This is a genomic window from Bacillus gaemokensis, assembly GCF_001590835.1.
GTDB classification, from domain to species: Bacteria; Bacillota; Bacilli; order Bacillales; family Bacillaceae_G; genus Bacillus_A; species Bacillus_A gaemokensis.
Map to the genome: position 1 here is coordinate 33,201 of NZ_LTAQ01000017.1, position 307 is coordinate 33,507.

1 protein-coding gene is annotated in these 307 nt (G+C 37.4%); it reads left to right on the forward strand.

All coding sequences use genetic code 11. The annotated features are described in order from the left end of the window. Positions 1-307 (forward strand): IS6 family transposase (locus AZF08_RS31300; RefSeq protein ID WP_235604062.1); only part of this gene is annotated, 307 nt, incomplete at both ends.

A 307-nucleotide genomic window follows, 5' to 3' on the forward strand; every position in this document is an offset into this window, starting at 1 on the left:
TATTAACAGTAAGGTGGTACCTACGGTACAATTTGAGCTTCCGTAACCTGGTGGAAATGATGGAGGAAAGAGGATTATCCATTGCTCACACAACGATTATGCGCYGGGTTCATCAATATGGACCTCAATTAGAAGAGAAAGTACGACATCATCTAAAATCAACAAATGATTCATGGAGAGTCGATGAAACCTATATKAAAGTAAAAGGGCAATGGATGTATTTATATCGTGCCGTTGATTCAGAAGGGAATACCATTGATTTTTATCTAAGTAAATCAAGAGATAAACAAGCAGCCAAGTGCTTTTT